General features: G+C 68.1%; 26 protein-coding genes. 6 read left to right on the top strand and 20 right to left on the bottom strand.

Annotated features, from left to right (window positions below):
• Window position 1: 1 nt before the first annotated feature.
• The 5 genes from SVA_RS03350 to rfaE2 are packed head-to-tail and all read left to right on the top strand — an operon-like array spanning window position 2 to window position 4,010.
• Window positions 2-1,921, top strand: a complete 1,920-nt coding sequence (locus SVA_RS03350; RefSeq protein WP_096458806.1) for a penicillin-binding protein activator — start codon at window positions 2-4, stop codon at window positions 1,919-1,921.
• Window positions 1,908-2,294 (top strand): YraN family protein, encoded by a 387-nt coding sequence (locus tag SVA_RS03345; protein ID WP_197703349.1) that lies wholly within the window; start codon window positions 1,908-1,910, stop codon window positions 2,292-2,294. Before SVA_RS03350 ends, SVA_RS03345 begins: the two co-directional genes overlap by 14 nt.
• Window positions 2,295-2,308: 14 nt before the next feature.
• Window positions 2,309-2,926 carry a phosphoheptose isomerase gene (locus SVA_RS03340; RefSeq protein ID WP_096458803.1) on the top strand — a complete coding sequence of 206 codons (618 nt, stop codon included), beginning with the start codon at window positions 2,309-2,311 and terminating at the stop codon, window positions 2,924-2,926.
• A gap of 11 nt (window positions 2,927-2,937) precedes the next feature.
• The gene (locus SVA_RS03335; protein WP_096458801.1) at window positions 2,938-3,507 is read left to right on the top strand and encodes a BON domain-containing protein; all 570 of its coding nucleotides are present in this window, start codon (window positions 2,938-2,940) and stop codon (window positions 3,505-3,507) included.
• Window positions 3,504-4,010 carry a D-glycero-beta-D-manno-heptose 1-phosphate adenylyltransferase gene (gene rfaE2 / locus SVA_RS03330; protein ID WP_096458799.1) on the top strand — a complete coding sequence of 169 codons (507 nt, stop codon included), beginning with the start codon at window positions 3,504-3,506 and terminating at the stop codon, window positions 4,008-4,010. The genes SVA_RS03335 and rfaE2 overlap by 4 nt, the downstream gene beginning before the upstream one ends.
• A 21-nt stretch (window positions 4,011-4,031) precedes the next feature.
• Here rfaE2 and SVA_RS03325 read toward each other — a convergent pair whose 3' ends face one another.
• From SVA_RS03325 to petA, 6 genes are all read right to left on the bottom strand, one after another.
• On the bottom strand, window positions 4,032-4,532 hold the full coding sequence (locus SVA_RS03325; protein WP_096458796.1) for an O-acetyl-ADP-ribose deacetylase: 501 nt from the start codon (window positions 4,530-4,532) through the stop codon (window positions 4,032-4,034).
• 16 nt (window positions 4,533-4,548) lie between these two features.
• Window positions 4,549-4,944, bottom strand: a complete 396-nt coding sequence (locus SVA_RS03320; RefSeq protein WP_197703348.1) for a ClpXP protease specificity-enhancing factor — start codon at window positions 4,942-4,944, stop codon at window positions 4,549-4,551.
• A 16-nt stretch (window positions 4,945-4,960) separates the two neighbouring features.
• Window positions 4,961-5,563 (bottom strand): glutathione S-transferase N-terminal domain-containing protein, encoded by a 603-nt coding sequence (locus SVA_RS03315; protein ID WP_096462805.1) that lies wholly within the window; start codon window positions 5,561-5,563, stop codon window positions 4,961-4,963.
• Window positions 5,564-5,646: 83 nt separating this feature from the next.
• A complete protein-coding gene (locus tag SVA_RS03310; protein ID WP_096458790.1) occupies window positions 5,647-6,420 on the bottom strand; it encodes a cytochrome c1 in 774 nt (257 codons plus the stop codon).
• On the bottom strand, window positions 6,417-7,817 hold the full coding sequence (locus SVA_RS03305) for a cytochrome b (RefSeq protein ID WP_096458787.1): 1,401 nt from the start codon (window positions 7,815-7,817) through the stop codon (window positions 6,417-6,419). Before SVA_RS03305 ends, SVA_RS03310 begins: the two co-directional genes overlap by 4 nt.
• Window positions 7,817-8,416 (bottom strand): ubiquinol-cytochrome c reductase iron-sulfur subunit, encoded by a 600-nt coding sequence (gene petA / locus SVA_RS03300; protein ID WP_096458784.1) that lies wholly within the window; start codon window positions 8,414-8,416, stop codon window positions 7,817-7,819. Before petA ends, SVA_RS03305 begins: the two co-directional genes overlap by 1 nt.
• Before the next feature lie 217 nt (window positions 8,417-8,633).
• Here petA and SVA_RS03295 point away from each other — a divergent pair, with 217 nt between their 5' ends.
• Window positions 8,634-9,809: a Do family serine endopeptidase gene (locus SVA_RS03295; RefSeq protein ID WP_096458779.1), complete on the top strand. Its 1,176-nt coding sequence runs from the start codon at window positions 8,634-8,636 to the stop codon at window positions 9,807-9,809.
• A 52-nt stretch (window positions 9,810-9,861) separates the two neighbouring features.
• Here SVA_RS03295 and SVA_RS03290 read toward each other — a convergent pair whose 3' ends face one another.
• The 14 genes from SVA_RS03290 to murA form a co-directional block, all read right to left on the bottom strand.
• Window positions 9,862-11,712, bottom strand: coding sequence for a thioredoxin domain-containing protein (locus SVA_RS03290; RefSeq protein ID WP_096458776.1), 1,851 nt, complete (start codon window positions 11,710-11,712; stop codon window positions 9,862-9,864).
• A gap of 27 nt (window positions 11,713-11,739) precedes the next feature.
• Complete coding sequence (tatC, locus tag SVA_RS03285; RefSeq protein ID WP_096458773.1) at window positions 11,740-12,591, bottom strand: twin-arginine translocase subunit TatC; 852 nt, start codon at window positions 12,589-12,591, stop codon at window positions 11,740-11,742.
• Window positions 12,563-13,024: a Sec-independent protein translocase protein TatB gene (gene tatB / locus SVA_RS19910; RefSeq protein ID WP_096458770.1), complete on the bottom strand. Its 462-nt coding sequence runs from the start codon at window positions 13,022-13,024 to the stop codon at window positions 12,563-12,565. Before tatB ends, tatC begins: the two co-directional genes overlap by 29 nt.
• 26 nt (window positions 13,025-13,050) lie before the next feature.
• Complete coding sequence (tatA, locus tag SVA_RS03275) at window positions 13,051-13,296, bottom strand: twin-arginine translocase TatA/TatE family subunit (protein ID WP_096458767.1); 246 nt, start codon at window positions 13,294-13,296, stop codon at window positions 13,051-13,053.
• 51 nt (window positions 13,297-13,347) lie between these two features.
• Window positions 13,348-13,671 (bottom strand): phosphoribosyl-ATP diphosphatase, encoded by a 324-nt coding sequence (locus SVA_RS03270; RefSeq protein WP_096458764.1) that lies wholly within the window; start codon window positions 13,669-13,671, stop codon window positions 13,348-13,350.
• Window positions 13,672-13,674: 3 nt separating this feature from the next.
• A complete protein-coding gene (hisI, locus tag SVA_RS03265; protein ID WP_096458761.1) occupies window positions 13,675-14,082 on the bottom strand; it encodes a phosphoribosyl-AMP cyclohydrolase in 408 nt (135 codons plus the stop codon).
• 104 nt (window positions 14,083-14,186) lie between these two features.
• Window positions 14,187-15,029, bottom strand: a complete 843-nt coding sequence (hisF, locus tag SVA_RS03260; protein ID WP_338056772.1) for an imidazole glycerol phosphate synthase subunit HisF — start codon at window positions 15,027-15,029, stop codon at window positions 14,187-14,189.
• Between the two features lie 32 nt (window positions 15,030-15,061).
• On the bottom strand, window positions 15,062-15,799 hold the full coding sequence (hisA, locus tag SVA_RS03255) for a 1-(5-phosphoribosyl)-5-[(5-phosphoribosylamino)methylideneamino]imidazole-4-carboxamide isomerase (RefSeq protein WP_096462804.1): 738 nt from the start codon (window positions 15,797-15,799) through the stop codon (window positions 15,062-15,064).
• Between the two features lie 71 nt (window positions 15,800-15,870).
• The gene (hisH, locus tag SVA_RS03250; RefSeq protein WP_096458755.1) at window positions 15,871-16,512 is read right to left on the bottom strand and encodes an imidazole glycerol phosphate synthase subunit HisH; all 642 of its coding nucleotides are present in this window, start codon (window positions 16,510-16,512) and stop codon (window positions 15,871-15,873) included.
• A 68-nt stretch (window positions 16,513-16,580) separates the two neighbouring features.
• Window positions 16,581-17,171 carry an imidazoleglycerol-phosphate dehydratase HisB gene (gene hisB, locus SVA_RS03245; RefSeq protein ID WP_096458752.1) on the bottom strand — a complete coding sequence of 197 codons (591 nt, stop codon included), beginning with the start codon at window positions 17,169-17,171 and terminating at the stop codon, window positions 16,581-16,583.
• A 49-nt stretch (window positions 17,172-17,220) separates the two neighbouring features.
• Window positions 17,221-18,303, bottom strand: coding sequence for a histidinol-phosphate transaminase (gene hisC, locus SVA_RS03240; RefSeq protein WP_096458749.1), 1,083 nt, complete (start codon window positions 18,301-18,303; stop codon window positions 17,221-17,223).
• A gap of 52 nt (window positions 18,304-18,355) precedes the next feature.
• Window positions 18,356-19,663 carry a histidinol dehydrogenase gene (hisD, locus tag SVA_RS03235; protein WP_096458745.1) on the bottom strand — a complete coding sequence of 436 codons (1,308 nt, stop codon included), beginning with the start codon at window positions 19,661-19,663 and terminating at the stop codon, window positions 18,356-18,358.
• Window positions 19,664-19,665: 2 nt separating this feature from the next.
• Window positions 19,666-20,319 (bottom strand): ATP phosphoribosyltransferase, encoded by a 654-nt coding sequence (gene hisG / locus SVA_RS03230; RefSeq protein ID WP_096458742.1) that lies wholly within the window; start codon window positions 20,317-20,319, stop codon window positions 19,666-19,668.
• Between the two features lie 2 nt (window positions 20,320-20,321).
• Window positions 20,322-21,638: a UDP-N-acetylglucosamine 1-carboxyvinyltransferase gene (gene murA, locus SVA_RS03225; RefSeq protein ID WP_096458739.1), complete on the bottom strand. Its 1,317-nt coding sequence runs from the start codon at window positions 21,636-21,638 to the stop codon at window positions 20,322-20,324.
• Window positions 21,639-21,667 lie beyond the last annotated feature (29 nt).

Genomic DNA, 21,667 nt, shown 5'->3' with positions numbered 1-21,667 from the left:
CATGCCCCCGTATCACCCGACCGAGACCGCCGGCGATCATAGCACGGGCCTTCCGCGGGTCCTGCGTCTCGGCGTCCTGGTTCTCTTCGGTTTCCTGGTCGCCTGCGAAACCATTCCGGTTTCGCCGCCTTCGCTTCCGCCGCGGACGGAGCCCGCGAGCGCGGAGTCGGCCGCACAGGCGGAAACCACCGGCGAATACGTGGTCGCCGCACGCGAGTACGAGCGCCTTGCCGAAGACGCGACACCGCCGGAGAAACAGCGCTACCTGCTGCAGTCCATGGAGGCGCTGCTCAAGGGTGGGCAGTACGGACAGGTACGCGCGCGCCTCGCCGCGATCGACCTGCGCGGCCTCGACCCTGCGCTCCTGGCCCGCAAGCACGTGCTCGAGGCCCGGCTCGCGGTCGTCGAGGGGGAACACCAGACCGCCCTCAAGCGCCTGGACGAGGCGGCCAAGCTGCGCAACCTGAGCCCGGCGCTGCTCTCGGAGATACACGAGGCGCGCGCCCAGGCCGAACTCGCGCTCGGCAACCCGTTCGGCGCGGTGCGGGAGTTGATCGTGCGCGAGCAATACGTCGCCGGTGCGGAGACGGTCGCGGAGAACCAGACGCGGCTCTGGCGGATCCTGGAACAGGCGCCGCGCGAGCAGATCCGGTCGGAGCGCTACCTCGCGAGCGACGCGGTGCTCGCCGGCTGGCTCGATCTCGCGCTCGCGGCGCACGATCACGTCGGCAACACGGTGGCTCTCGGTCAGGCGCTCAACGAATGGCGGCGGTTGTACCCCGCTCATCCGGCGGGAGCCGCCCTCCTCGAAACGCTCACGGCCGGCGCCCCGGCGCTTGTCGGGCGCATCGAACGCATCGCCCTGCTCCTGCCGATCACCTCCGATTACCGGATTGCGGCCGAGGCCGTGCGCGACGGCTTTCTCGCGATGCACGCCGCCGCGCCGGAGTCCGGCCGTCCGAAGGTTACGATCTACGACCTCGGCCCGGATCCGGCGCTTGCGCCGCAGGTATACGAGCGCGCCGTGCGCGAGGGCGCTCAGATCGTCGTCGGGCCGCTCGGGCGCGAGGCAACCGACGCGGTGATCCGCGCGAGCGGTCTCGCGGTCCCGACGCTGCTGCTTTCGCATACCGAGGAGCATCCTCCCGGGCCCGCGCGCCTCTACCAGTTCGGCCTGCCGCCCGAGCAGGAGGCGCGCCAGGCGGCCGAGCGCGCGTACCTGGACGGTTGCCGGCACGCGGCGGTGCTCTACCCGGAGGGCGCCTGGGGCGAGCGGATGATGAACGCCTTCATGACGCATTGGCAGCGCCTCGGCGCGCTCGCGGTCGCGAGCCAGTCTTATGCGGAGCGCAACGGCGATTACTCCGAGCCGGTAAAGCGGCTGCTCAACATACCCGAGAGCGAGGCGCGCAAGAGTGCGGTCGAGAAGAAACTCGGGCAGCGGCTCCAGTTCGATCCGCGGCCGCGGCAGGACGTCGAGTGCATCTTCCTCGCCGCCGACGCGCGTCACGGGCGGTTGATCAAGCCGCAGCTGAACTACTTCCGCGCCGGCGGCCTGCCGGTGTACGCCACGTCGCACATCTACACCGGGAAGGCGGATCCGGTGCACGACGTGGATCTCGATGGAGTGCAGTTCGGCGACATGCCCTGGATGCTGGCGCAGGCGGGTCGCATCGCCGAGCTGCGCAACCGGCTGCAGGGGGACTGGCCGCACGTCCATACGGATCTCGACCGGCTCTACGCGCTCGGCATGGACAGCTACGCGATACTCCCGCACCTGGAGCGCATCAGCGCCGAACACGCCGCCCGGTTCGCCGGCGTGACGAGCGGGCTTTCCCTGGACCGGGACGGCCGACTGCATCGCCAGCTCAGCTGGGCGCGTTTCCGCAGCGGCGTCCCTCGCCTCATTGACAGGCCCTGAGGAGCGCGCCATCGCCGCTTCCACGGGCCAGCGAGACGGTGCGGCGGCGGAGGCCCTCGCCGCCCGTCATCTCGAACGCGCCGGGCTCACCTTGCTCGGGCGCAACTACCGGAGTCCGTTCGGCGAGATCGATCTGGTGATGCAGGACGGCGCGACGACGGTATTCGTCGAGGTCCGCTTCCGCGCGCGCCAGGATTTCGGTCTTCCGGCCGAGACCGTCGACGCGCGCAAGCGCTCCCGCCTGCGGGCCACCGCGGAGCACTACCTGCAGCAGCACCCGCGGGCCTCCAAGAAGCCGTGTCGTTTTGATATCGTAGCGATCACCCGGGGCCGCGAAGGCGACGCCGTGCAGTGGCTGCGGGACGCGTTCTGATTCCAACACAACACATGGGCAACGGCGCGCAGGCACCTGACCGGACTCTCATCGCGAGGGTCAGAAACCATTTCGAGGAAAGCATCCTGACCGCACGCAATGCGGTGGAGCTGCTCGCGCCCGTGGTGGCGGCCGCCGCGGAGCGGTTGGCGGCGGCGCTGCTCGCCGACCGCAAAATCCTGATATGCGGCAACGGCGGCTCGGCGGCCGACGCGCAGCACTTCTCGGCGGAGCTCCTCAACCGCTTCGAGCGCGAGCGCCCCGGACTGCCGGCTGTCTCGCTCACCACCGACACTTCCACGCTCACCTCGATCGCGAACGACTACGATTTCGCGTCCACGTTTTCCAAGCAGGTGCGCGCCCTCGGGCAGGCGGGCGACGTGCTCGTCGGCATCACGACGTCGGGTCACTCGCCGAACGTGCTGCGCGCGGTCGAGGCGGCCCACGAGCGAGGCATGACCTGCATCGCGCTCAACGGCCGCGACGGCGGACCGCTTTCCGCGCTGCTGCGCAACGACGACGTGAACATCTGCGTGCCGGGGCCGAGCACGGCCCGCATTCAGGAGGTGCACGGGATCGTCATCCATTGCCTGTGCGACCTCATCGACCATCAGCTTCTCGGTCAGACATGAGGAAGAACGCCATGCGAGCACTCCTGTTCCTGCTGCTGCCCGTGGTCGTCGCGGTCCAGGGCTGCGCCCCGGCCGTCGTCGCCGGCGCGGGCACCGCGGCGGTCGCGGCGCACGACCGGCGAACGGTTGGCGCCTTCGTCGACGATCAGACCATTGAAGTCAAGGCGGCTTCCGCCATCCGGAGCGACGAGGATCTGCGTCGCGACACGCACGTCAACATCACCAGCATGAACGGAATCGTGCTGCTCACGGGCGAGGCGGCGACCGACGACGCGCGCGAACGGGTACTCGCCAAAGTGCGAGACGTGGCCGGCATCCGGCGCACGATCAACGAAATCCGCGTCGCGCCCCCGTCCGGGCTCGGGGCGCGCAGCCACGACACCTGGCTCACGACCAAGGTGAAGACCAAGCTGATCAACACCGAATCGCTCGACTCCATGCGAGTCAAGGTCGTGACCGAGAACAAGTCGGTTTACCTGCTCGGGCTGGTCACGCAACAGGAGGCGCAGCTCGCGACCGACGCCGCCCGTTCGACGGGTGGCGTGGCTCGAGTGGTCAAGCTCTTCGAGTACCTCGATTGACCCGGACCGGCGCGAAGATCGTGCGCGACCGCGATGCGCTGCGCGCACGCCTCGCGTCCCTGCGCCGCCCGCTCGTCTTCACCAACGGTTGTTTCGATATCCTGCACCGCGGCCACGTCGCCTATCTCGAGGAGGCGCGGGCGCTCGGCGCGGCGCTGGTGGTGGGCGTCAACACCGACGCCTCCGTGCGCCGACTCGGCAAGGGTGACGGCCGCCCCTTCAATCCCCTCGACGACCGGATGGCGGTGCTGGCTGCGCTCGAGAGTGTCTCGCTCGTGGTGCCGTTCGACGAGGATACACCCCTTGCCCTGGTCGAGCTGGTGCGACCGGATCATCTCGTCAAAGGCGGCGACTGGCCGGTCGATCGCATTGTCGGGAACGAGCTCGTGCGCGCGTACGGCGGAAAGGTGCACTCTATCCCGTTTCGTTTCGAGCGCTCGACGAGCGATCTGACGCGCCGTATCCGTGACGCGAACGACGAGCGCACGGAAGGTGCACGATGAAGTTGCGGCGCGGGGCGGTGTCTACGGCGGTCCGATCTCCAGCGTATCCTCGTAGAGCCGTTTGTCCGCCTCGCTGAAGCAGCAGGCGATGATCTCGTCGAACCGCCCCTCGTAGACGCGCATCACGGAAACGGCGATGCGTGCGGCCTCGTCCTTGGGATACCCGTAGGCGCCGGTGCTGATCGAGGGGAAGGCGATCGTTCGTGCGCCGTGCGCCGCGGCGAGCTCGAGCGCGTTGCGGTAGCAGCTTGCCAGCAGCGTGGCTTCCTCGCGCCCGCCGCCGTGCCAGACGGGTCCGACCGCATGGATGACCCACTTCGCGGGCAATCGGAAACCGGGCGTGATTCGCGCCTCGCCGGTCGGACAACCGCCCAGCTCCGCGCAGTAGGCTTTCAGTTCCGGGCCGGCGGCGCGGTGTATCGCGCCATCGACGCCGCCGCCGCCGAGCAACGTGGTATTCGCGGCATTCACGATGGCGTCGACCGGAAGCGTGGTGATGTCCGCTCGCAGGACCCGGATCACGAGACGTACCCGCCCGCTATTTCACGCGCTTGAGCACCGGACGGGGCCGGCTTTCGGCCGCGTGTTCCGGCTCGGGCGGCCCGGGTTCCTCCGACTCGGGAAACGCGATGCCCTGACCGTTCTCCTTCGCGTACACCGCGCGGATCGCCGCGAGCGGCGCCTCCACGTCGAACGGGCGGCCGCCGAACCGCGCCGAAAACGACAGCGCGCGCTCGGTCAGCTCGAAACGCCCCACCGCGCGCGGATGAATGTTGAGGACGATCTGACCGTCGTGCACATAGGCTGGGGGCACCTGCACCCCGGCGCCCTTGGCATCGACGATGACGTGCGGCGTGCAACCCTGCTCCACGCTCCAGTCGTAAACGGCCCGCAGGAGATAGAGCTTGAGCGGCGTCATGGCGACAGGATGCACCCGCCGGCCGTCCCGCTCAACCCTTGCGCATCTCCTTCTCGGGCTCGGAGAGACTGAGCTTGAACGCCTTGCGCGCGAAAAGGCGCTCGGCGTAGTCCATGATGGGCTTGGCCTGCCGCGGGAGCTGGATACCGAGGTAGTCCAGCCGCCACAGCAGCGGCGCGAGTGCGCAATCCACGAGGGTGAACTCCTCGCCCATTACGAACTGCTGGTCCTTGAAGACCGGAGAAATGACGGAGAGCCCGTCCCGAATGACCGTACGGGCGCGCTGAGCCGACTTCTTGTCGCCGTCGCTGATCTCGGAGAGAAGGTTGTACCAGTCCCGATCGAATCGCACGAGCATGAGGCGTGCGCGCGCGCGGGATACGGGGTCGACCGGCATCAGGGGCGGATGCGGCAGACGTTCGTCCAGGTACTCGTTGATGATGTTCGATTCGTACAGCACCAGGTCCCGATCGACCATGGTCGGAACCTGGTTGTACGGGTTGAGCTCCGCCAGCTCGCGGGGCTTCTTGCCCGGTTCGACGTCGACGACCTGGCACTCGACGTCCTTCTCGTAAAGCACGATGCGCGTGCGATGGCTGTACGGGTCGGTCGTTCCGGCGTACAGCGTCATGATCGGCTTGCGCGTGGCTGGCGTCGCCATTCCTTATCCTTCTTCTGCTCCGCTCGTTCCGGCGCCGCGGCGGCGGTCCGGCGTCCTCAATGCACGTCCTTCCAGTACTCTTTCTTCAGCAGGTACGCGAACACCAGAAAGACCGCGAGGAAGATGAGCACGTAAACCCCGATATCGTAGCGCTCGAGCTTGGCCGGCTCGCCAAGGTACACGAGGAAGTTGGTCAGGTCACGCATCGCCCGGTCGTACTCCGCGACGCTCATGGTGCCGGGCGTCTCGATCTCGAACTTGTCGAAAACCTGCCTCTCGACGACGCGCTCCACCCGCTTTCCGTCCTCTTCCGCGTGAACCGTCTGCTTCTCCGTCCGGAAAACCGGACGCTGCTGCCCCTGCCATTCGTAGAGCACGTGGGGCATGGCGACGTTGGCGAACACGATGTTGTTCCAACCGTTCGGAGACTGCGCGTCGCGGTAGAAGCTGCGCATGTAGGTGTAGATCCACTCCGGCCCCCGGTTGCGAGCGACCAGAGTCAGATCGGGAGGCGGCGTGCCGAACCAGTCCTTCGCGTCCTCCTTGGGCATGACCGCCTTCATGAGGTCGCCGACCTTGTCCGCGGCGAACAAAAGGTTTTCCTTGACGAGCTCTTCGGAAATGCCGAGGTCATTGCCCATGCGGTTGTAGCGCATATAGGCCGCGGAGTGGCAGGACAGGCAGTAGTTCACGAAGATCCGCGCCCCGCGCTGCAGCGAGGGCTGATCGTCGAGGTCGACCTTGACCGGGTCGAGGTGCGCGTGTTCCGCGGCGGCGTGCACCGCCGCCGGGGCTGCGAGGAGCGCGAGCAGGCAGAAGAGCTTTCTCATTTCCACGTCACCCTCTCCGGAACCGGTTTGGTCTTGTCGAACGTCGTGTACCAGGGCATGAGCAGGAAGAAGAGGAAGTAAATCACCGTTCCGACTTGGGCCAGTACGACCTTCGCGCCCGACGCCGGCTGTGTGCCGAGCCACCCGAGCACCACGAACGCGACGACGAATACGGCGAGGGCCGTCTTGTACATCCCGCCCCGGTAGCGGATCGACTTGACCGGCGAGCGGTCGAGCCACGGCAGGAAGAAGAAGAAGACGAGCGAAAGGCCCATCAGCACCACGCCCCAGACCTTGGCGTCGAGGGTGAAGAAGCCGATCAGGAGGACCGCGGCCAGCGCCAGCGTGGCGAGCCGGGCCAGCGTCCCACGGACGCTGTACACGGTGAGCGCCGCCATCGCGAACACGAGGGGCGTCAGGCCGTACACCACGAGGTCGTGCGTGGTCGCGCGCAGGATCGAGTAGAACGGCGTGAAGTACCACAGCGGCTTGATCTCGGTCGGCGTCTGCAGGATGTTCGCCGGCACGAAGTTGTCGTGCTCGAGGAACCAGCCGCCGAGCTCGGGCGCGAAGAACATGATCGCTGCGAAGACCATGAGGAACACGGTCGCGCCCACGATGTCCTTGACCGTGTAGTACGGGTGGAACGGGATGCCGTCGAGCGGGATGCCGTTCGCGTCCTTCTTCTTCTTGATCTCGACCCCGTCCGGGTTGTTCGAGCCCACCTGGTGCAGCGCGACGATGTGGACGAACACCAGCGCCACCAGCACGAGCGGCACCGCGATCACGTGCAGGGCGAAGAAGCGGTTGAGCGTCGCGTCCGAGACCACGAAGTCGCCCCGAATCCACTCGGCGAGCGGCGGGCCGACCCAGGGGATCGCGTCGAAGAGCGAGATGATCACCTGCGCGCCCCAGTACGACATGTTGCCCCAGGGCAGCAGGTAGCCCATGAACGCCTCGGCCATCAGCGCGATGAAGATGACCACGCCGATGATCCAGAGCAGCTCGCGCGGCCCGCGGTAGGAGCCGTAGAGGAAGCCCCGGAACATGTGCAGGTAGACGACGACGAAGAACATCGAGGCGCCGGTCGAGTGCATGTACCGGATCAGCCAGCCCCAGTCGACGTCCCGCATGATGTACTCGACCGAGGCGAACGCGAGGTTCACGTCGGGCTTGTAGTGCATCGTCAGGAAGATGCCGGTGAGGAGCTGGATCACCAGCACGAGGATCGCGAGCGATCCGAAGTAGTACCAGAAGTTGAAGTTTTTCGGCGCGTAGTACTTCGAGAGGTGGTACTCCCACGTCTCGGTCATGGGGTAGCGCTCATCGAGCCAGTCGATGAACCGCCCCCAGACGGTGTCCGGCTTGGCCGCCGGCTTGGCTGCGGTCTTGGCCATTACGCGGCTCCTTTCTGATCCACGCCGATCAGGATGCGGTTGTCGCTCAGGAAGCTGTGCGGCGGCACGATCAGATTGGTGGGCGCGGGGACGTTCTGGTAGACGCGTCCGGCGAGATCGAACTTGGACCCGTGGCAGGGGCAGAAGAAACCGCCCAGCCAGTCGTCCCCGAGGCCCGAGGCCGGGCCGGCGGCGAGGCGCTTGTCGGGCGAGCAGCCGAGATGCGTGCAAATGCCGACCAGGACGAGGAGGTCCGGCTTGATCGATCGCACATCGTTCTGCGCGTACCTCGGCTGCTGGTCGGCGACCCGGGAAGCGGGGTCTGCGAGCAGAGGCTCGACCTGCTTGAGCGAGGCGAGCATCTCGGGCGTACGCTTCAGGATCCAGACCGGCTTGCCGCGCCACTCCACGGTGATGAGCTGGCCCGGCTCGATGCGGCTGATGTCGACCTCGACCGGCGCGCCCGCCGCTTTGGCCCGCGCGCTCGGCGTCATGCTGAGGATGAAGGGCGTCGCGGTAAACGCGGTGCCTATCAGACCGAGACCCGTGGTAATCGCCAGCAGACGCCGCCGGCGCGGATCCACACCCTCATCGCTCATGAAATCCCCCGAATGTATAAACGACGTGGATAAACCCAAAAAGGACGGAATTTGGTTCGAGAACCAAGGACTTGGATGTATCGGTGAATGCTTCTGGGCTTGAAAAGCGCGGCATAGGATCGTATAAGGCCCTGCTTCAGTCAAGCGAAACGCGCGTCAACGGGCTCGCGCACGCCTGTTTTCACCGCAAAAGCTTAAACATGCTCTAAAAAAAGTAATGGCGCGCGCTCGTCTCTGGATCAAGGTGCTGGCCCAGGCCGCTGTGCTCGGCCTCGCCATCGCGTTCGTGGTGATCCTCGTTCGTCCCGAGCTCCTCCGTCCGCCTGCACCCGCCATCGTCGACGCGCCGAAGCCTGCGGTATCGCCGGCGGGGCCCCTCGCTGGCGGCACGCCTTCCTATGCCGCGGCCGTCGAGCGGGCTTCGGCCGCCGTGGTGAACATCAATACCGCCAAGGTCGTCGCGGTGCGGCCGCACCCGTTCTTCGACGATCCGCTGTTCCGGGAATTTTTCGGCCGGGACAATCGTGATCTCCTCGGTCCCGGACAGCGAGTGGAACGCAGCCTCGGCTCGGGAGTCATCACGAGCCCGGAGGGCTACGTCCTCACCAACTACCATGTCATCCGCGGCGCGGACGCGATCCAGGTCTCCCTGCAGGACGGCCGTACCGTGAGCGCCAGGGTCGTCGGCAGCGACCCCGACACCGATCTCGCCGTGCTGAAGATCGACCTCAAGCCGCTGCCCGTGATTTCCGTGGGCCACTCGGAGAAGCTGCGGGTAGGCGACGTGGTGCTGGCAATCGGTAATCCGTTCGGGGTCGGACAGACGGTGACCATGGGCATCGTGAGCGCGACCGGCCGCAGCCGGCTCGGCATCAGCACCTTCGAGAACTTCATCCAGACCGATGCTGCCATCAACCCCGGCAATTCCGGCGGGGCGCTCGTGGACGTCGAGGGCAACCTGATCGGCATCAATACCGCGATCTTCTCGAAGAGCGGGGGCTACCAGGGCGTCGGTTTCGCGATTCCGACGAGCATCGCGCAGAACGTGCTCGATCAGATCATCCGGCATGGCCGGCCGTTGCGCGGCTGGCTCGGGATCGAGGCGCAACCGCTGCGGCCCGACGTGGCCGAGGCGCTCGGACTGGAGTCCACGGCCGGCGTGGTCGTCGTGGCGGTGGTACGCAACGGGCCGGCGCACCGCGCGGGCATCCAGCCGGGCGATGTGATACGCACCATCGACGGGCGCGAGATCGCGGACGCGCGTCAGGCGCTGCTTGCGATCTCCGGCCGCGAACCCGGCAGCCGCGTGCGGATCGGAATCGTGCGTGAGGGGAGGACGCTGACGCTCGAGGCGACGGCCATCGAGCGCCCGCCGGCGGCGGGCGCGAGCTGAACAAACCAGCGACAAGTTGAAAGTGACCGGGCGCGCCGCGCACCCTTAGCGACTACTTGTCACTGATCATTCGAAGCTCGTCACCGCGTGCGTTCAGCACGCTGACGTGTGTGGCATGCCAGAAGGGATCCTCGGCGAGCTCCGACCGGCCGCGATCGAGCGCGCTCACGGCCCGCCGGCGCAGCTCGCCGTCTCCCGTGCGCGCGGACAGCGCGAGGGAGACGTCGACGAGCACGGCGGCGGGCGAAGGCAGGGCTCCGTCCGGGATCAGCGGCACGCCTTCTCTCACGCGCAACAGCATCTCCTCGGCGAGCCGCCATCCGTGCGGTCCGTCGAATCGCCGCCACGCGCTGCGGGCGACGTCGCCGGCCAGCGCGTAATCCGCCTTCCGGCCGGTCAAGCGCGCCCATTCGAGCAGCCCCTGGGCGACGTAGGCGTAATCCTCGAGCGCCGCGGCGCCCAGGGCACGCCCCGCGGCGACCGAGCGGTGCAGCCTTGCGCCGTCCCACAATGTCCCCGCGAGATAGTCGCGCACGCCGCGCGCGATCCCGCGATAGCGCGCGTCGCCCAGGGTGCGGGCGGCCTCGGCGTAGGTGGCGAGCGCGAGGCCGTTCCAGCCGGCAAGGCGCTTCGTGTCGCGCGGAAGGCCGCGGCCGCCGCGCGCCCGCGCAAGGATCCCGAGGGCGCGCTCGCGCGCGGCGCGCACGTCGGCGACCGGCCGCTCGAGCCGGGCGGCGATCTCGTCGTCGGAGAGCCCGCCGACCGGGAGCCAACCGGCATCGAACGGTGGCGCGTCCGTCATCCCGTGGGCCAATCGCAATACCTCGCGGTCACGTGCCGGCACCAGACGCTCGAGCTCCTCCGGCCGCCAGAGATAATAGCCACCCTCCACTCCCTTTTCGTCGAGCGCGGAGAGCGAGGCGATGAAAGCACCGTCGGCCGCGCGCATGTCGCGGACGAGAAAGTCGAGCGTGCGCCGGGCGACGCGCGCAAAATCCGGCCGGTCGAGCACGCGCGCCGCCCGGAGGTACAGCCGCGCGAGAAGCGCGTTGTCGTACAGCATCTTCTCGAAGTGCGGCGTGTTCCAGCCGGGGTCGACGGCATAACGGAAAAACCCGCCGCCGACGTGATCCTGGAGGCCGTTCCTCGCCATTTCGTCGAGAGTGAGCCCGAGAAAAGCGCCGACCCGCCCCTCGGGCTTCGCGGCCTGGCGGGCCAGGAGAAAGTCGAGCGGCGGCACCGACGGAAACTTGCTCTGGTCACCGAACCCGCCGTGTATGGGATCGGCGATCGAGAGCGCGCCGGCCACGATCATGTCGGCGAGGCTCGTGGCGTCCCGCTTCACGACCTGGGCGGTCGTCGGCGGAACCCTGGCCGCCTCTTCGGCGAGCCGGCCCAACCGGGCGCGATCCCGGGTCCAGAGCGCCTGGAGCTCGGTGATGGCCGCGCGAAACTCCGCCGGCGGCGCGTACAGCAGCGCGTACACCGGGTGGCCGTCGGGCGTGACGAACACGTTGAGCGGCCACCCGCTGCTCCCGCGCGTCGCCTCCGCGAACCGGATCAGCTCGGCGTCGAGCGCGGGCTCCAGCTCGCGGTCGACCTTCACGGGGACGAAGTGACTGTTGAGGAAGGCGGCGATGCCCGGGTCGCGGTAGCTTTCACGCTGCATCACGTGGCACCAGTGGCAGGAGAAGTACCCGACCGAAACGAAGAGCAGCTTCTGCTCGCGCCGTGCCTCGCCGACCGCGGCCGGGCCCCATTCGCGCCACGCGACCGGATCGCCCGCGTGCATGGCGAGGTAGGGAGAGGGGTGATTCGCGAGCCGATCGCCGGCGGCGCCGGCCTCCGCCGCAGCGAAGAGGAGCCCGACAACGAAGAGGGTTTTCCAGACGCGCGCGGTCATCACGTATAGACCGCAGTGCGCGGGCGATTATTCCCCGCGCTTGCCGTCGGTGCCGTTCAACGCCTGCTCGTGCCGGTCGAGCTCGGCGTCCATTTCCGCTTCCGTCATCTCACGGTGTCCGCTCCCGCCCGATTCGCCCTCGGGCTCCTCGCTCGGGCGCAGGCGCCGCGCAATGAACAGACCGACCTCGAAGAGGATCAGCATCGGTACCGCGAGGAACGTCTGCGAGAAAATGTCGGGCGGCGTGAGGAACGCCGCGATGACGAAGATGCCCAGCACGACATAGGGACGCTTTTTCGCGAGCGATTCGGGATCCACCACGCCCATCTTCGCCAGCAGCACGAGCGCAACCGGAACCTCGAACGCGATGCCGAAAGCGAAGAACATCGTGAACACGAAGTCGAGATAGGACCGGATATCGGTCATCACGGCGACACCCTTCGGTGCCGTCCCGACGAAGAACGTGAACACGACCGGAAACACCACGAAGTAGGCGAAGGCCATGCCGGCATAGAAGAGGACGGTGCTCGAAAGGAGCAGCGGCATCACGAGGCGCCGTTCGTGACGGTAGAGCCCCGGGGCGACGAAGGCCCAGAGCTGGTAGAGCAGGTAGGGCACGGCGACCACGATCGCCGCGAGAAACGTCAGCTTGATCGGCGTCAGGAACGGTGAGGCGACCTCGGTCGCGATCATGCTGGTGCCGCTCGGCAGGACGTCCAGTAGCGGGTCGGCCAGGAACTCGTAGACCTGGTTCGCGAACGGCACGAGGGCAGCGAAAACGATGCCGACCGCGACGACCGCGCGGAGCAGCCGGTTGCGCAGCTCGATCAGGTGCGAGAGGAAGCTGCCTTCAGCGCTTGGTTCGTCGGGCTGGGCCATTCTTCTTCGCGCCGGTGCGACGGCGGGCGGGCGGCGCGGGCGCCTCTGAAACCGCGGCTTCGGATTCCGGGGAGGACGAAGGCGCCTCGATGGCGGGCGTCTCGGTGACGCCCGGCGTGGGCGTCGTCGCGGCAGGAGGCGTCGTCGTGGCGCCCGCATCGACGCCGTCACTGATGTTGCGGTAGAGCTGGCTCGACGACTCCTCCATGATCCGGCGGGTCTCGTTCAGCTCCTGCTTGAGCTTGCGCAACTCCTCCAGCTCGGTGCCGCGCAGCTCGCGGTCAAAATCCTGCTTGACGTCGGTCATGAAGCGCCGCAGCCGCCCGAGCCAGCGGCCGGCGGTGCGCGCCACTTCCGGCAGGCGCTTGGGCCCGAGGACGAGCAGCGCAAGCAGCGCGATGAGGACCAGCTCGGAGAAGCCGATGTCGAACATCGTCCCGGATCACGACCGTCGTGAGCTCAGGCCTGGTGCTTCTTGTTCGACACCACCTCGGCGTCGATCACCCGGCCGCCCTTCTCCGATATCTTCGGCTTGTCCCCCGGGCGCTGTTCCTCTCCGCCTTCGCTCTCGCCCTCCTTCACCGCCTGCTTGAAGTTCTTGATGGCGCCGCCGAGATCGCCGCCCAGATTGCGCAGCTTCTTGGCACCGAAGATCACCAGCACGATGGCCAGGATGATCAGGAGTTCCCACATGCCAATGCCCATGACCGCTCTCCTGTCGTAAACGCGTGGATGTCGCCGGGAAACGCCGGCCCGCTAGTCGCGGCGCGGGCGCGCCGCCTTTTCCTCGATCCCGGAAAGGCCGAAGCGCCTCTCCAATTCCGCGAGAATATCATCGGGCTTCAACCCCTGCTCGGCAAGGAGCACGAGCGTGTGAAACCACAGATCCGCGAGCTCGTACACGACCTGCCGCTGATCGCCGCCCTTGGCGGCGATGACCGTTTCGGTGGCCTCCTCGCCGATCTTCTTCAGTATGGCGTCGAGACCCTTCGCGTAGAGCGCGGCGACGTAGGATGTCTTCGGGTCGGCATTGCGGCGCTCCTCGAGCACGGCCGCGAGACGGTTGAGGATGTCGGACACGGTTCAGTCCGAGGCGGGCCGGCGCCCGTAGATGTCCGCCGCACTGCGGACCGGCGCCTCGGTCTCGCGCCAGACACCGTTCTCGAGCGACTGGAAGAAACAGCGGCGGCGCCCCGTGTGGCAGGCGATCCCGCCCTCCTGCTCCACGCGCAGCAGGATCGCGTCGTTGTCGCAGTCGAGCCGCACGTCCTTCACGACCTGCACGTGGCCCGACTCCTCGCCCTTGCGCCACAGCTTGCCGCGCGAACGCGACCAGTAGACCGCGCGCCCCTCGGCCACCGTCGCGGCCAGCGCGTCGCGGTTCATCCACGCGAGCATGAGCACCTCTCCGCTCGCGTGGTCCTGCGCGATCGCAGGCACGAGACCGTCGGCATTCCACTTGATCGCATCGAGCCAGGCTGGCTGGGACATGTCGGGTTTTAACCGCCGGGACGCCAGGGAACCGGCAAGAATGATAACAGGAACGATCCAGGGCCGCTTTTTGCGACCCGGGCGCAGGGCCGCTCGACGTTTTCCTAGATACGGACTTCGATGCCGCACTCCGCCATGCGCCGCTTGGCCTGCGCCACCGTATATTCGCCGAAGTGAAAGATGCTCGCGGCGAGGACCGCATCCGCCCGGCCCTCGAGCACGCCCTCGACCAGGTGATCGAGATTCCCGACCCCGCCGGAGGCGATGACGGGCACGCCGACCGCCTCGCAGACGGCGCGCGTGACCCCGAGATCGAAGCCGTCGCGCGTGCCGTCGCGGTCCATGCTCGTCAGGAGAATCTCGCCCGCGCCGTACGCGGCCATGCGCGCGGCCCACTCGACGGCGTCGAGGCCCGTCGCGCGTCGGCCGCCGTGGGTGAAAACCTCCCAGCGCGGCCGCGCGCCGGCCTGCACCTGCTTGGCGTCGACCGCGACGACGATCGCCTGCGCGCCGAAGTGATCCGCCGCGCTCTTCACCAGATCGGGATTCTGCACCGCCGCCGTGTTGATCGAGACCTTGTCGGCCCCCGCGTTCAGCATCCGCCGCACGTCCTCGACCGTACGGATGCCGCCCCCGACGGTCAGCGGGATGAATACCTGCTCGGCGATGCGTTCGACCACGTGCACCATGGTCTCCCGGCCGTCCGAGCTCGCGGTGATGTCGAGGAAGGTGAGCTCGTCCGCGCCCTGCTCGTCGTAGCGCCGTGCGATCTCGACGGGATCGCCCGCGTCGCGAATCTCGACGAACTTGACGCCCTTCACGACCCGACCGTTGTCGACGTCCAGGCAGGGAATGATGCGCTTTGCGAGACCCATTGGGGGACTGAATTTCTGAATTTTGAATGCTGAATGTCGAATGGATGAGCGCGCGAAGCGCGCAACCTCAATTCAACATTCACAATTCAACATTCAACCTTGCCCTACCTGGCCAGCTCGTCGGCGAGCTTCTGGGCTTCCTTCAGATCGAGCGTGCCCTCGTAGAGCGCACGGCCGGTGACGGCGCCGACGATCCCGGCGTCCATGACCTCGCACAGGCGGCGGATGTCGTCGAGGTTGGTGATGCCACCCGAGGCGATCACGGGAATCGAGATGTGGTTGGCGAGCCGCACGGTCGCCTCGATGTTCACCCCGGTCATCATGCCGTCGCGTCCGATGTCGGTATAGATGATGGCCTCCACCCCGTCGTTCTGGTAGCGGCGCGCGAGGTCGACCACATCGTGGCCCGAAAGCTTGGACCACCCGTCGATCGCCACTTTTCCGTCCCTGGCGTCGAGCCCTACGATGATGTGTCCCGGAAATTCGGCGCAGACGTCGCCCACGAAGTGCGGCGCGTTCACGGCCTTGGTGCCGAGAATGACCCAGCGTACCCCGCTGTCGAGGTAGGTCTGGATCGTCTCCTCGTCGCGAATCCCGCCGCCGACCTGCACGGGTACCTCGGGAAACGCCTCGACGATGGCGGCGATGGCGTCCGCGTTGACCGGCCGGCCCGCGTGCGCGCCGTTCAGGTCGACGACGTGCAGCCGGCGGGCCCCGGCCTCGACCCAGCGCTTGGCGGTGGCCACCGGGTCATCGCTGAACACGGTCTCCTGGTCCATGCGCCCCTGGCGCAGGCGCACGCACTTGCCGTCCTTCAGGTCGATGGCGGGGATGAGAAGCAGCGACATGCGAGAGCGATACCGGGTTTCTTCTTGTCGAACCGACCGTGGCGACGCGCCGTCTTCCCCCCGGCTCAGACCCGCCCGTCCCAGGCGACGAAGTTGGCGATCAAACGAAGGCCGGCGTGCTGACTCTTTTCGGGATGGAACTGCACGGCAAAGATATTGTCACGGCCGGCCGCCGAGGTAAACCGCAGCCCGTACTCGGTCGAGCCGGTCACGCAGCCGGGATCGTCGGAATCGGCGTAGTAGCTGTGGACGAAGTAGAAGCGCGAGTCCGCCGGGATGCCTTCCCACAGCGGATGGGGCCGGACCTGATGCACCTCGTTCCAGCCCATGTGCGGGATCTTCAGCGGCGCGCCCGCGTCTCGAGCGCCGGCCGGAAAACGGCGAACGCGGCCGGATAGCACGCCGAGCCCCGCGGTGCCGCCCCCTTCCTCGCTGTGCTCGTAGAGCGCCTGCAGGCCGAGGCAGATGCCGAGGAACGGCTTGTGGGCGAGGGCGTCGCGCAGCGCCTCGCGCATCCCGCTGGCCGCGAGCGCCGCCACACAGCCGCCGATCGCGCCCTGCCCCGGGAACACGACGCGATCTGCCGCGCGCAGGGTCTGCGCGTCGTGCGTCAGCATCACGCGAGCGCGCGGCGCGACGTGCTCGATCGCCTTGCACACGGAGCGGAGGTTCCCCATGCCGTAGTCAATTACCGCGACGGATGTCATCGGGAATCAGAGACGCGAAATACGGGGACCTCGCCGGCAGTCAAACAGGCTCCCGCCTCTCGCCCCTTTCAAAGGCTCCCTTTCGTGGACGGGACCACCTCGCCCAGACGGGTGTCGGGCTCGAGCGCCATGCGCAGGGCGCGCCCGAACGCCTTGAAGACGGTCTCGGCCACGTGATGCGCGTTACGCCCGCGCAGGCAGTCGACGTGCAGCGTCGCCTGCGCGTGGTTGACGAACCCCTGGAAGAACTCGTGCACGAGGTCCACGTCGAAGTCGTGTATCCGCGCGCGCGGAAACTCGACGTGGTACTCGAGGCCGGGACGCCCGGAGAGATCGACCACGACGCGCGACAATGCCTCGTCGAGCGGGACGTAAGCGTGACCGTAGCGGCGAATGCCCTTCTTGTCCCCGACCGCCCTGGCCAGCGCCTGTCCCAGGGTGATGCCGATGTCTTCCACCGTGTGGTGCGCGTCGACGTGCAGATCACCCTTCGCCTCGACGGCGAGATCGATCAGCCCGTGACGGGCGACCTGGTCGAGCATGTGATCGAGAAAAGGGAGCCCGGTCTGCAGCCGGGACGCGCCCTTCCCGTCCAGATCGACGGTGACGCCGATCCGGGTCTCCTGGGTCTCGCGGTTGACGGTCGCTTGGCGCGGCACGGGGAGGCCGAAAAGTCCGTTAGTGACGGGATGTTAGCACAAGAACCGGTCAGAGGGCGTCCTTCAGCGCCGCGATGAACGCGTCGTTCTCCTCCGGTGTCCCGACCGTGACGCGCAGGCAGCCCGCCAGCGGGCCGCCGGCGGCGTTCAGGTTCTTCACCAGCACGCCGGCCCGGCGCAGGCGCGCGAACACCTCGTCGGCCGGTCGCGACTCCACCCTGAACAGAATGAAGTTCGCCCGGCTCGGCCAGGCGCGGACGCCGGCAAGCTTCGTCAGCTCGCCGTAGAGGCGCTCGCGGTCGGCACGTATGCGGGCGCATTGCGCCTCGAACGCCGCGGCGTGCGCAACAGCGAACGCCGCGCTCGCCTGGGTCAGGCTGTTGATGTTGTAGGGCAGGCGCACCTTGTCGAGTTCCTCCAGCCAGGCGCCGGGACCGGCCAGCACGCCGAGCCGCAAGCCGGCGAGTCCCTGCTTCGAAAGCGTGCGCATGACGAGCAGCCTGTCGCTGGAACCGAGCCCTGCCATTAACGAGTCGCCCGCGAAGGCGTGATACGCCTCGTCGACGACGACGAGGCCCGGGCTCTCCGCGAGCACGGCCTCGACGTCCGCGCGATCGAAAAGATTACCCGTCGGGTTGTTCGGGTACGCCAGGAACACGACCGCCGGACGATGGGCCGCGATGGCCTTCCGCATCGCCGCGCGGTCGAGCGCGAAATCCTCCCGCAGGGGCACGCCCACGAACGGCATGCCGACCAGCGTCGCGATCATCCGGTACATCACGAACGTCGGCTCCGGCGCCAGCGCGCACGCACCGGGGCGCGCGAGCGCGAGAAGCAGGATCTGGATCAGCTCGTCCGACCCGTTGCCGAGCAGGAGCCCGGCGCCCTCCGGCACCCCGAGCGCGGATCGCAGCTGTTCCTTGAGCGCCCGCGCACCGGGATCCGGGTAGCGGTTGACCGGGACGCGCCCCAGGGCGTCGAGCCAGCCCGCCTTCAGCTCCGCCGGCCACGCGTACGGGTTCTCCATCGCGTCGAGCTTGACGAGGCCGGAGGCGTCGGGCACGTGGTAGGCCGAGAGCGACCGGATCTCCGGCCGCACCAGCGCGTCGACCTTTTTACGGATATCGCTCATCGAGCAGGGAACCGCCGGACGAACGCGGAAGCACCCGCGTTTACGAGCGGCTTCACGATTTCTTGATTCGAAGCTCCGCCGAGCGGGCATGGGCGATGAGCCCTTCGCCGCGCGCGAGCACGGATGCGGTGCGCCCCAGGCGATCGGCCGTGTCCGGCGAGCACATGATGAGGCTCGTGCGCTTCTGGAAGTCGTAGACGCCGAGGGGCGACGAGAACCGCGCGGTGCCCGAGGTCGGCAGCACGTGATTCGGGCCGGCGCAGTAGTCGCCGACGACTTCGGCGGTGTGCCGGCCGAGGAAGATCGCGCCCGCATGGCGGACGCGCGGCGCGATCTCGAGCGGGTTCTCGACGGAGAGCTCGAGGTGTTCGGGCGCGACGCGGTTGATCAGCGAGACGGCTTCGTCGAGGTCGCGCGCCGTGACGAGCGCGCCTCGGCGCTCGAGCGCGGCACGTATGATCGGCGCGCGCTCCATCCCGGGCAGAAGCCGCTCGATCGCCTCGCCCACCCGCGTGGTGAAATCCGGATCGAGACTGATAAGGATCGCCTGCGCGTCCTCGTCGTGCTCGGCCTGCGAGAAGAGATCCATCGCGACCCACTCCGGATCCGTGCGGCCGTCGCACAGCACGACGACCTCGGAGGGACCCGCGATCATGTCGATGTCGACCTGACCGTACACCTGGCGCTTCGCCTGCGCGACATAGGCGTTTCCCGGACCGACGATCTTGTCCACCCGGGGGACCGTCGCCGTCCCGTACGCGAGCGCGGCGACCGCCTGCGCGCCGCCGACGGTGTAGACGCGGTCGATCCCCGCGATGGCGGCGGCCGCGAGCACCATCTCGTTCAATTCGCCGGCCGGCGCGGGAACGGTCATCACCAGCTCGGGCACGCCGGCCACTTTCGCCGGAATCGCGTTCATCAGGACGGACGACGGGTAGGCGGCGCGACCCCCGGGCACGTAGAGTCCGACACGGTCGAGCGGGGTGACCTGCTGGCCGAGCAGCGTGCCGTCGGCATCGGTGTACTGCCACGAGTCGACGCGCTGGCGTTCGTGGTAAGCGCGCACGCGTCCCGCCGCGACCCGGAGCGCATCGCGGCTTTCGGCCGGGATGGCCCGCTCGGCCTCGATCAGCCGCTCGCGTGGCACGCGCAGCGCGTCGGCGTCCCCGACCGGATAGCGGTCGAAACGCCGCGTGTAGTCGAGGAGCGCCGCGTCCCCGCGTCGGCGGACGTCGGCGATGATGCCCGCGACCGCGGCGGCGATCGCCGGGTCTTCGGCCAGGCCGCGGTCCAGCACGCCCTCGAACTGCGCGGCGAAATCGGCCGCACGCGAGTCGAGCCGACGGATGGAGACGGACATCGTCACGCGTTGTGTCCCACCGCCTCCTGCAGGCGGTCGATGACGTCCTTCATGGCTGCGCGCTTCATCTTGAGCGCCGCGCGGTTCGCGACCAGCCAGGCGCTGATGTCGGCGATATGCTCGACCTCGACGAGACCGTTCGCCCTGAGCGTCTTACCGGTGCTGACGAGGTCCACGATCCGGTCGGACAGCCCCACCAGCGGCGCGAGCTCCATGGAACCGTACAGCTTGATGATGTCCGTCTGGATACCCTTGGCCGCAAAGTGGCGCCGCGTCGTCCTCGGGTACTTCGTCGCGATGCGCAGGCGCGTCCACGCGCGGGGGTCGTCGTGCGACGCGAGGCTCGCCGGCTCGGCCACCATCAGCTTGCAGCGCGCAATCCCGAGATCGAGCAGCTCGCACAGGCCGTCCCCGTCGTACTCCATGAGCACGTCCTTGCCGGCCACGCCAAGGTCGGCCGCGCCGAACTGCACGTAGGTCGGCACGTCCTGGGCGCGGATCACCGTGATCTTCACGCCCGGGCGGTTGGTCTCGAGCACGAGGCGGCGGCTCGTGAGCGGGTCCTCGACCGGGACCACCCCGGCCCTCGCGAGGAGCGGGAGCCCCTCCTCCAGGATCCTGCCCTTGGAGAGCGCGATGTTGACCGTCTCGCGCATGGTCAGGCGGACTGCTTGGCCAGCGGAGGCGCGACCCGGTGCTCCACGGAGGCGGTGCGGGGCCCGGGCACGCGCCGGATACGCGCGCCGAGCTGGGACAGCTTCTCCTCGATGCACTCGTAACCCCGGTCGATGTGGTAGATGCGGTCCACCACGGTCTCGCCCTCGGCCACGAGGCCCGCCAGCGCGAGGCTCGCGGAGGCGCGCAGATCGGTCGCCATCACCGGCGCGCCCTTCAGCCGCTCGACGCCGCGCACGAACGCGGTGTTGCCCTTCATCTCGATGTCGGCGCCCATGCGCTGCAGCTCCTGCACGTGCATGAACCGGTTCTCGAAGACCGTCTCCGTCACGGTGCCGGCGCCTTCCGCGACGGCGTTCATGGCGACGAACTGCGCCTGCATGTCCGTCGGGAACGCCGGGTACGGGGCGGTGCGGACGGAGACGGCGCGCGGCCGCCGCCCGTTCATGCGCAGGTGCAGGAAATCGGTCCCGACCTCGATCTCGGCGCCCGCCTCGCGCAGTTTCTCCAGCACGGCGAGCAGCAGCCCGGGGTCGGTCTGGCGCACCCGCACGTCGCCCCGCGTCATGGCGCCGGCGACGAGGTAGGTGCCCGTCTCGATGCGATCGGGAATGACATCGTGTACGCCGCCGTGCAGGCGCTCGACGCCCTCCACGGTGATCACGTCGGTGCCCGCGCCTGCAATCCGGGCGCCCATCGTGACCAGGCACTTCGCGAGATCCGCGACCTCCGGTTCCCGGGCGGCGTTCTCGATCACGGTCGTGCCGCGGGCGAGCGTCGCCGCCATCATTATATTTTCCGTCCCGGTGACCGAGACCTGGTCCATGAACACCCGGGCGCCCCGCAGCTGCTTCGCTCTTGCCCGCACGTAGCCGCCCTCGAGCAGGATCTCCGCACCCATCGCCTGCAAACCCTTGATGTGCAGGTTCACCGGGCGCGAGCCGATGGCGCAGCCGCCGGGCATCGACACTTCGGCTTCTCCGAAGCGCGCGAGCAGCGGGCCGAGCACGAGAATCGAGGCGCGCATGGTTTTCACCAGCTCGTACGGCGCACAGAGCGAGGTCACGTGGCTGGCGTCGGCCTCGACAACCATCTTCTCGTCCACGGTCAGGCGCACGCCGATGCGGCCGAGCAGCTCCATCGTCGTGGTGATGTCCTGCAGGTGCGGGACGTTGCCGATGCGCAGCGTCTCGTCCGTGAGCAGCGAGGCGACGAGCAGGGGCAGCGCCGCGTTCTTGGCGCCGGAGATGCGCACCTCCCCCCTGAGGGGGACGCCGCCGGTGACGATCAGTCGGTCCATGGTGGGGGAGGCCGTCCGCCGGAATGGGA

The organism is Sulfurifustis variabilis, assembly GCF_002355415.1.
Classification (GTDB): domain Bacteria; phylum Pseudomonadota; class Gammaproteobacteria; order Acidiferrobacterales; family Sulfurifustaceae; genus Sulfurifustis; species Sulfurifustis variabilis.
Note: the sequence above shows the minus strand (reverse complement) of the source record. Positions and strands in the feature narration are given on the sequence as shown.